General features: G+C 63.0%; 6 protein-coding genes and 1 pseudogene. 3 read left to right on the top strand and 4 right to left on the bottom strand.

Features of this window, described 5'->3' with window-relative positions; translation table 11 throughout:
- Positions 1-272: 272 nt before the first annotated feature.
- Positions 273-2,027, bottom strand: a complete 1,755-nt coding sequence (locus EN914_RS14360) for an ABC transporter ATP-binding protein (RefSeq protein WP_024503358.1) — start codon at positions 2,025-2,027, stop codon at positions 273-275.
- 169 nt (positions 2,028-2,196) lie between these two features.
- Between EN914_RS14360 and EN914_RS14355 the strand changes: the two genes are divergently transcribed.
- Together EN914_RS14355 and EN914_RS14350 are read left to right on the top strand one after the other, a co-directional pair.
- Positions 2,197-3,498 (top strand): amidohydrolase family protein, encoded by a 1,302-nt coding sequence (locus EN914_RS14355; RefSeq protein ID WP_024503359.1) that lies wholly within the window; start codon positions 2,197-2,199, stop codon positions 3,496-3,498.
- Between the two features lie 153 nt (positions 3,499-3,651).
- Positions 3,652-4,575 carry a DMT family transporter gene (locus EN914_RS14350; RefSeq protein ID WP_024503360.1) on the top strand — a complete coding sequence of 308 codons (924 nt, stop codon included), beginning with the start codon at positions 3,652-3,654 and terminating at the stop codon, positions 4,573-4,575.
- A gap of 7 nt (positions 4,576-4,582) precedes the next feature.
- On the opposite strand, the gene EN914_RS14345 is transcribed toward EN914_RS14350, so the two are convergent.
- Positions 4,583-5,485 carry a phosphotransferase family protein gene (locus tag EN914_RS14345; RefSeq protein WP_024503361.1) on the bottom strand — a complete coding sequence of 301 codons (903 nt, stop codon included), beginning with the start codon at positions 5,483-5,485 and terminating at the stop codon, positions 4,583-4,585.
- Between the two features lie 103 nt (positions 5,486-5,588).
- Here EN914_RS14345 and EN914_RS14340 point away from each other — a divergent pair, with 103 nt between their 5' ends.
- Positions 5,589-6,221, top strand: a complete 633-nt coding sequence (locus tag EN914_RS14340) for a class I SAM-dependent methyltransferase (protein ID WP_024503362.1) — start codon at positions 5,589-5,591, stop codon at positions 6,219-6,221.
- A gap of 1 nt (position 6,222) precedes the next feature.
- Here the strand turns inward: EN914_RS14340 and EN914_RS14335 are convergent, their stop codons facing one another.
- Both EN914_RS14335 and EN914_RS14330 read right to left on the bottom strand, forming a co-directional pair.
- Positions 6,223-8,676: an FAD-dependent oxidoreductase gene (locus EN914_RS14335; RefSeq protein WP_024503363.1), complete on the bottom strand. Its 2,454-nt coding sequence runs from the start codon at positions 8,674-8,676 to the stop codon at positions 6,223-6,225.
- Positions 8,673-8,888: pseudogene (locus EN914_RS14330) on the bottom strand (choline kinase); the annotation flags it as partial. The pseudogene EN914_RS14330 and the gene EN914_RS14335, both read right to left, overlap by 4 nt.

The raw sequence follows: 8,888 nt of genomic DNA, 5'->3' as shown, positions 1-8,888 counted from the left end.
GAAAAGGAACGCCCGCCAGGACCCATCACCTTCACCCAAGGCCTCAGACGCTTCAACGCCATCGTCGACGGCTTCGTTCTCGCCTCACAAAAATGAACCCGAAGCAAATGTGTGCGCACGCTAGCCCCTGTGGGAGAAGGTGTCGCCGCAGGCGACGGATGAGGGGTGTTCCAGAGAACACCGATGTCTCACTCCGCTGGAACACCCCTCATCCGTCTCGGCGCCGCGCGCCGATCCACCTTCCCCCACAAGGGGGGAAGGGAAGAGAAGTGCTACGGCATCAACTGATACTCATAGAGCTTCTGGTAGAGCCCGCCCTGCTGGAGCAAGGTCTTGTGCGGGCCGCTTTCCACCACCTTGCCGGCTTCGAGCACCACGATCGTGTCTGCCTGGTGCACGGTCGACAGACGGTGCGCGATGACGATCGTCGTGCGGCCTTCCGTCAATTGCTGCAGCGCGTCGCGGAACAGCGCTTCCGATTCGGCGTCGAGCGCGCTGGTCGCTTCGTCCAGCAGCAGGATCTCCGCATTGCGTAACATGGCGCGTGCGATCGAGATCCGTTGGCGCTGGCCGCCCGACAGTAGGCCGCCATTCTCGCCGACATCCGTCTCGTAGCCTTTCGCCTGCGCGCTGATGAAGTCATGCGCGTTGGCCGCCTTGGCGGCGGCGATCACCTCATCGTCGGTCGCACCCTCGCGCCCAAGCCGGATGTTGTGCATGATGGTGCCGGCAAACAGGAACGTATCCTGGCTGACATAGGCGATCTTTTCCCGCAGCGATGCGAGCGTCGCATGGGAAATATCATGACCGTCGAACAGCACCCTGCCGCTCTGCGGATCATACATGCGCATGATCAGGTTTAGAATCGTCGACTTGCCGCCGCCGGAAGGCCCGACCAGCGCCGTCATCTTGCCGGGCGCAAGCGTCAGATCGAACCTGTCCAGCACCGGCGGCCCTTTCTGATAAGCGAAGTCGACGGCGTCGAACCGGATCTCGCCCGGTCCGGCCAGAAGCGGCTTCGCGTCCGGCTTCTCGACCAGAGTGAGCGGCTGGTCGGCGAGCTCGAACATCATACGCACGCCGACAATGCCGCTTTCCAGCGATATGCGCACGCGCGCAAGGCGCTTTGCCGGCTCATAGGCAAACAGGAGTGCCCCGATGAAGGCCATGATGTTTCCCGGCATTTGGCCGCCCTGCAAGACCAGGAAGCCACTGACGAAGATGGCCCCGGCAATTGCCAGCCCGGCCAGCGTCTCCATCACCGGGCTTGTCGCAGCCTCCAGCGTCGCGATGTTGTTGGCCCGGTTCTCGACGTCCGACACCGCTTTGTACATGCGGTTGCGCATTGCGCCTTCGAGGTTGAAGGATTTGACGACGCGCACGCCGATTGCCGTTTCCTGCATCACCTGCACGATCTGGCCGACCGAGCGAAACTCCATCGCGGCGAACTTGCGAACACGTTTCAGGATGCGGTTGACCCCGTAGATAGCCAAGGGGCCGACGACGAAGCAGATTATAGACAAGGCTGGCTGCTGCCAGACCATGACTCCTACCAGGACGACCAGCGACAACAGATCGCGCACATAGGACGTGACAACGAGGTCGAGCACGTTGCGTGCCGCCTGCGCATTGTTGGTCATGCGTGTGATCAGGTCGGACGACGAGGTCGAATGGTAGAATTCGATGCCTTGCGCCAGGATGCGGTCGTAGATCTTGCGCTGGCGGTCGGCGATGATGGCGTTGCCGACACGGCTCATGAAATAGGCCTGAATGAAGTTGGCGAGGCCCTTGAGGATGAAGATCGTGGCGACCCCGCCCGCAATCAGGTTGACCCGGTCAATCCGCTTGAAAACTACGAATTCGTCGGTGATCTCTTTGAGAATCCAGGCGCTGGCGCCGGTCGTGGCGGCCACCACAAGCATCGACAAGATCGCGGCGCCGTAGCCAAACCTGTGCTGATAAAAGGATTCCCGGATCAACCTCGCGACGAGGCGCTGGTTTTCCGTCGAGCGGAAGAAACGAAACAAACGGCGGATCCTTGAAACCGGGACAACGAAGGCGGCTTATAGAGGGAGTTGCGGCCGGATGAAACCATCCGCGGCCGCCGCGGACAAATCGCTGTTGCAAGCGGCATCGACGGGATGCGATTTTCAGCCTCGGCTATATCAGATGATTCTTTTGACGGGATGACGACGGATGGATTTCGACCTTATCGTTCGCGGCGGCACACTGCCTGATGGCAGGGTTGCCGACATCGGCATCAACGGTGAGACGATCGCGGCGATCGAGCCCGTTCTCCAGGGTTCCGCGCGGACGAAGGTCGACGCCCATGGCAATCTGGTCTCGCCGCCCTTCGTCGATCCGCATTTCCACATGGACGCGACGCTCTCCTACGGCATTCCGCGCATCAACGCGTCGGGTACGCTGCTCGAAGGCATTTCGCTGTGGGGCGAGTTGAAGCCGCTTTTGACGCATGAGGCGGTGCGTGATCGCGCGCTGGCCTATTGCGACTGGGCGGTGTCGATGGGCCTGCTCGCCATCCGCACCCATGTCGATGTCTGCGATGACCGCCTGCTGGCGGTCGAGGCGCTGCTCGAGGTCAAGAAGACGGTCGCTCCCTACATCGATCTGCAATTGGTCGCCTTCCCGCAGGACGGGTTTTATCGCTCTCCATCGGCGCGTGAAAACACCATCCGCGCGCTCGACATGGGCGTCGACATCGTCGGCGGCATCCCGCATTTCGAGCGCACCATGGCCGACGGCACGCGCTCGGTAACGGAGCTGTGCGAGATCGCGGCCAGCCGCGGCCTGATGGTCGACCTGCATTGCGACGAGACCGATGATCCGCTGTCGCGCCATATCGAGCAGTTGGCCTATGAAACGCAGCGTCTTGGTCTGCAGGGCAAGGTCGCCGGTTCGCACCTCACCTCGATGCATTCGATGGACAATTACTACGTCTCGAAGCTGCTGCCGCTGATCGCCGAGGCCGGCGTCTCGGTCATTCCCAATCCGCTGATCAACATCATGCTGCAGGGCCGCCACGACACCTTCCCGAAGCGCCGCGGCCTTACCCGGGTCAAGGAGATGCTGGCGCTCGGCATTCGCATCGGTTGGGGCCAGGATTGCGTGCTCGATCCCTGGTATTCGCTGGGCACCGCCGACATGCTCGATGTCGCCTTCATGGGTCTGCACGTCGCTCAGATGTCGAGCCCGGCAGAGATGGCGCGCTGCTTCGACATGGTCACCAACGTCAATGCCGCGATCATGGGCCTCGATCATCTCGGCCTGGCGGTCGGCAAGCGCGCCAGCCTGGTCGTCCTCGATGCCGGCAATCCGGTCGAAGCCCTGCGGCTGCGCGCCGAGCGCCTGTGCGTCATCGCCAGGGGCAAGGTGGTGGCGGAGCGGACGAAGCAGGAAACCAGGCTGTCCATCGGCGGAAGGCCGGGAATGGTGAACCGGCGGCACATATCCGGCTCCAATCAAAGAGATAGAGCATGATGTCGTCCGAAAACCGCTTCACACTTTTCGGCATCATGCTCTAGATACAGCCGATTCCCGGCGCTGGTCTTACCCATCGCCCGAATTCTCCTCGTCAAAGCCGCTGCTTCCGTCTACGACGCGGGCTTACAAGGGGGAGGAATCGGGATCGGCATGACGCAGCCCGTGGCGCAGAATTCGACGATCAGGAATGTGCTTTTGGCCGGCATTCTGCTGATGCTGGCCGGCGATTTCCTGTTTGCGCTGAACGACGCCATGGGCAAATGGCTGGTCGCCAGCTTCTCCGTCGGCCAGGTGGTGCTGATCCGCTCCATCGGCGCCTTCTTCGTGCTCGGCCCGATGATCGCCAACCAGGGCCCGGCCAAGCTGTTTCGCATGGAACGCCTGGAGCTGCAGCTGCTGCGGGTGGTGATGACCACGCTCGACACCGCGCTCTTCTATGCCGCCGTGGTCTATCTGCCGCTGGCCGATGTGATGAGTTTCTACATGGCGGGGCCGATCTACGTCGCGGCACTCTCGCACCTCTTGCTTGGCGAAAAGGTCGGCTGGCGCCGCTGGATGGCGATCCTGCTCGGCTTCTGCGGTGTGCTGATCATGCTGAAACCCTCGTCGGCGGCGTTCTCGCTGTCATCAGGCTTTGCGCTGGTGGGCAGTATCGCCTTCGCCTTCGCCATCATCCTCAACCGCCGGCTGCGTGGCACCAGCGACACCAATCTGGTGACATGGCAGACCATCGGCACACTGCTGGTCGGCGGCGTGCTGAGCATCGGCGCCTGGCAGACGCCGTCGGCGCTCGATCTCGGCGCCATGCTGCTGCTCGGCATCGTCTCCTGCGGCGCCCATCTGATGATCACCAGGGCGCTCAAGCTGGCGCCGGCCTCAACGCTGGCGCCGCTGCATTACACGCTGCTGCTGTGGGCGGTGGTGTTCGGACTGGTGTTCTTCGGCGACGTTCCCGGTCCGCGCATCCTGATCGGCTCGGGCATTGTCGTTCTTGCCGGCCTGTTCATCTTCCACCGCCAGAAAGTGGTCGAGACCACGGTGCCGCCCGAAAACGTGCCGAAGGGCGTGAATTAGTCCAGGCTCACCCCCGGCGGATCGCCGCCAGATGCCGTGAAAACTCGGACGTCTCCATCAGCGCCTTGCAGCGCGCGAACCGCCCGTCGGCATAGGCGCGAAAATCATCGACCGGGTTGTTGTTGGCGAGCTGGATCAGCCCCCACAGCGTCCACAACAGGTCGCACATCGCCTTGTAGATGACGATGCGGCCGCGCTCCGCCGGCCTCGCCTCGCCGCCGAAATAGGCGCGCATCATCTCTTCGTCTTGCGCCAGATCGAATTTACCTTCCACGGAGAGGTCGCCAAGGTCCCAGAGCGGGTCGTTCATGCCCGAATATTCCCAGTCGACGATCCACATCCGCTCGCCGGTGTCGAGGAAGTTTTCGCACAGCGGATCGCAATGACAGGCGACGAGAGGCAGCGGATGGGCGGCCAGCGCCGACCGCACGCTCTCGGCGTCGCGCACCACGTCATGATAGCCGGCGGGCAAGGCGATCTCCTTGGTGGACAGCACCTTGAGATAGTCGTCGATCATCGCAAACAGCTCGAAGCGGAAGGGAAACACCGCGCCTGAATTGTGCAGCTTGCGAAAGGCCTCGCCGGCGCGGGCTGGACTGCCCGGCCGAACCTTGAATTTCTCCTCCGACATGGTTTCGGCGCCGGCGATGTAGCGTGTCACCATCAACCCGGTGCCGGCATCGACATGCGCCACCTCGGGACTGACCCCTGCTTTTGCCGCTTCGCGTGCGGCCACCGCTTCGTTGGCCCGGTTGATGTATTCCTCGGTGCCCTTGCCAGGAATGCGCAGGCAGAAGTCGCCGGCCTTGAAGACGAGATTGGTGAGGCCGCCCAGCCGTTCCAGCGGCCCGCTGTAGCCGGCCAGCATGGGAATGGCGTCCAGTGCCGCACGCGCCTCGTCTGTAATCATGCCTGCGCCCCCACACACTGTTATTTGTCGCGGCAACGGTTCCACAATTTTCGCGCTTTGGCTATCATCACTGCGAGATCAAAAATTGGCGGACTGGATCAAAGTGGCGGACAGCAAACATCAGGGCACGCTTGGCGCGGCCTACGCGGCAAAGCGGCCCGAAGAGGTCGCCGCACTTTATGATCGTTGGTCGCAGACCTACGACGCCGACATGTCGGCCGCCGGCTATCGCCATCCGACGATCTGCCTTGCGCTGCTGACCCGCCATCTGCCGCGCGGTTCAGCACCGCTGCTCGATGCCGGGGCCGGCACCGGTCTCATCGGCGAATGGCTTGATATTGCCGGTTACCCGCAAGTCGAGGCACTCGATATTTCACAAGGCATGCTGGATCAGGCGGCCCGCAAGGGTGTCTATTCCGCGCTCCATTGCCTGGCGCTGGGCGGTCATCTGCCCTTTGCCGATGATGCCTATGCCGGAGTGATCTCGGCCGGCGTCTTCACATCAGGTCATGTCGGCGTCGAGGGGCTGGACGAACTGATCCGCATATGCCGGCCGGACGGCATCATCGTGCTGACGGTCAAGAACTCGCTGTGGGATCAGGGCTTCGCCACGCGCGTCGCTGAGCTCGAGGCGCAGGGCCTCGTCACCCGCGTCGAGGAAACGCGCCCTTATGTCTCGATGCCCGGCGAAGCCGACACCGTGCCCAGCCGCGGCCTCGCACTGCGCGTGACCTGACCTACGCTTTGACCCTCGCGCCTGCCGGGTCGTACATCGGCTCGAGGTGGATCTTGGCCGGCGTCCTCTCCATCGCAACCACCAGTTCGTAGTCGCCCGAGGCGAGAAAATCGTCGCTGACCCCGTCGGCGTTGCGCACGTAGCCGTAGCCGATGGTCTTGCCCAGCGTATAGCCATAACCGCCGCTGGTGAGATAACCGACAGGCTCGCCATTGCGCAGGATGGTTTCGCGGCCGAGCAGCACGATCTCGGGGTCGTCGACCGTGAAGCCGGCAAAGCGTTTCTTCATTGCCGTGCCGCTGGTCTTCTCCAGCGCGCGCCGTCCGATGAAATCCGTGTTCTTGCGCAGCTTGACCGCCCAGCCGAGCCCGGCTTCCTGCGGCGTGTCGTTGGGCGTGATGTCGGAGCCCCAGGCACGATAGCCCTTTTCCAGCCGCAGCGATTCCAGTGCCCGATAGCCGATCGGGCGGATGTCGTGCTTTTTGCCTGCCGCCATCAGCGCGTCGAAGACTTCGCCGGTGGCCGCGATGGGCACGTGCAGTTCCCAGCCCAGTTCGCCGACATAGGTGACGCGCAGCGCCCGAATTGTGTGGCCGGCGATGGCAATCTCACGCACATGGCCGAACGGGAAGCTCACGTTTGAGACGTCGGCTTCGGTCACGGCCGAAAGCACGTCGCGCGCCCGAGGACCCATCAGCGACAGCGTGCCGAAATCCTCGGTGACATCGACAAGCCTGGCATCGAGCCCTTCGCCGATATGATCGCCGATCCACGAGGAATCATGCGTGCGGAAGCCTGTGCCGGTGACGATGTAGAACTTCTCTTCGGCCAGCCGCGCCACCGTCAGATCGGCCTCGATGCCGCCGCGTGTGTTGAGAAGCTGCGTGTAGGTCAGCCGGCCGACCGGCTTGCTGACGTCGTTGGCGCAGACCCAGTCCAGCGCCTTCAGCGCATCGGGCCCGCTCAGCTCGTATTTGGCGAAGGAGGATTGATCGAAGATGCCGACTTTTTCGCGCACATGCCGGTGTTCGTCGCCGACCGCCACAAACCAGTTCTGCCGGCCCATCGAATAGATGTCCTGCGGCTCGACGCCTTCGGGCGCGAACCAGTTAGGCCGTTCCCAGCCGAGCTTCGAGCCGAACACGGCATTTTGCTGTTTCAGCCTGTCGTAGAGCGGCGAGACGATGCGCGGCCTCCCGCTGGCATACTCCTCATGCGGAAAGCCGATCGTATAGTGTTTGCCATAGGCCTCCAGCGTGCGGTCGCAGACCCACTGACGGTCACGGTGCAAATTAGCAAAGCGCCTGATGTCGACCACCCACAGGTCGAGCGGTGCTTCGCCATCGACCACCCACTGCGCCAGCACCCAGCCGGCGCCGCCGCCCGAGGCGATGCCGAAGGCGTTGAAGCCGGCGCCGACAAACATGTTGGCGCATTCGGGCGCTGTGCCGAGAATGAAATTGCCGTCCGGTGTAAAACTCTCCGGCCCGTTGATCATCTGCTTGACGCCGACGGTTTCCAGTGCCGGCACGCGCGCGATCGCTTGGCTCATGTGCTGCTCGAAATGGTCGTAATCATCGTCGAACAGCCTGAATTCCCAATCATTGGGGACGTCGCCGCCGGGGAGACCAGTAGCCCAGGCCTGCGGGTTCGGCTCATAGCCGCCCATCACCAGCCCGCCGACCTCTTCCTTGAAATAGGTGCGCCGGTCCGGATCGCGGATGGTCGGCGCGTCGGTCGCCAGTCCGTCGATCTTCTCGGTGATGATGTACTGGTGCTTCACCGGCTGCAGCGGCACGTTGATGCCGGCCATGGCGCCGACCTGCCGCGCCCACTGGCCGGCGCAGTTGACCACCTTGTCACAAGCAATGTCGCCCTTGTTGGTCTTCACCGCCGTGATGCGGCCGTCCTTCATTTCGAAGCCGATGACGCGGACATCCTCGAACAGTTTGGCGCCATGCATGCGCGCGCCCTTGGCCAGCGACTGCGTGATGTCGGAGGGGCTCGCCTGGCCATCGGTCGGCAGCCAGGAGGCGCCGACAAGATCGCCGGTTTCCATGAGCGGCCACATTGCCTTGACTTCCGCCGGTGATAGCAATTGCATGTCCATGCCGAAGCTTTTCGCCGTCGTCGCCAGCCTTTTGTACTCGGTCCAGCGGTCGGCATTGGTGGCGAGCCTGAGGCAGCCGGTCATCTTCCAGCCGGTGGCAAGGCCGGTCTCGGCCTCGAGGCCCTTGTAGAGGTCGACGGAGTATTTCAGCACGCGGGTGATCGAAGCCGACGAGCGCAACTGGCCGACAAGGCCGGCGGCATGCCAGGTCGAGCCCGAGGTCAGCTTGCCTTGTTCGAGCAGAACGACATCGGCTTTGTGGTCGCGCGCCAGATGATAAGCCGTCGAACAGCCGATGATGCCACCGCCGATGACGACGATGGCGGCCTGGGTCGGCAATGTCATGATTTCTGCATCCCGTACTTCGTTCTGTAGTTTTCCAGCGCCGTGTCGAGCCGGGCGAGGTTTTCCTCGGTGTAGGCGACGTAGTCGATACCGGGCGCGTCGAGATAGAGCTCGGACACCATGCTCCACATCGCCTCGCGCAGCAGCGAGGCGCATTGCATGGCCGCGTGCGAACGGCGGATCGCTTCGTCCGGTTCTTTCATGAAATAGGC

This window comes from Mesorhizobium sp. M7A.F.Ca.CA.001.08.2.1 (assembly GCF_003998455.1).
GTDB classification, from domain to species: domain Bacteria; phylum Pseudomonadota; class Alphaproteobacteria; order Rhizobiales; family Rhizobiaceae; genus Mesorhizobium; species Mesorhizobium ciceri.
The sequence above is the reverse complement of the archived record's forward strand: the minus strand, read 5'-3'. Positions and strand labels throughout refer to the sequence as shown.

Coding starts and splice junctions, on each gene's coding strand:
- EN914_RS14355 (WP_024503359.1), top strand. CDS start 2,197: ATGGATTTCGACCTTATCGTTCGCGGCGGCACACTGCCTGATGGCAGG.
- EN914_RS14350 (WP_024503360.1), top strand. CDS start 3,652: ATGACGCAGCCCGTGGCGCAGAATTCGACGATCAGGAATGTGCTTTTG.
- EN914_RS14345 (WP_024503361.1), bottom strand. CDS start 5,485: ATGATTACAGACGAGGCGCGTGCGGCACTGGACGCCATTCCCATGCTG.
- EN914_RS14335 (WP_024503363.1), bottom strand. CDS start 8,676: ATGACATTGCCGACCCAGGCCGCCATCGTCGTCATCGGCGGTGGCATC.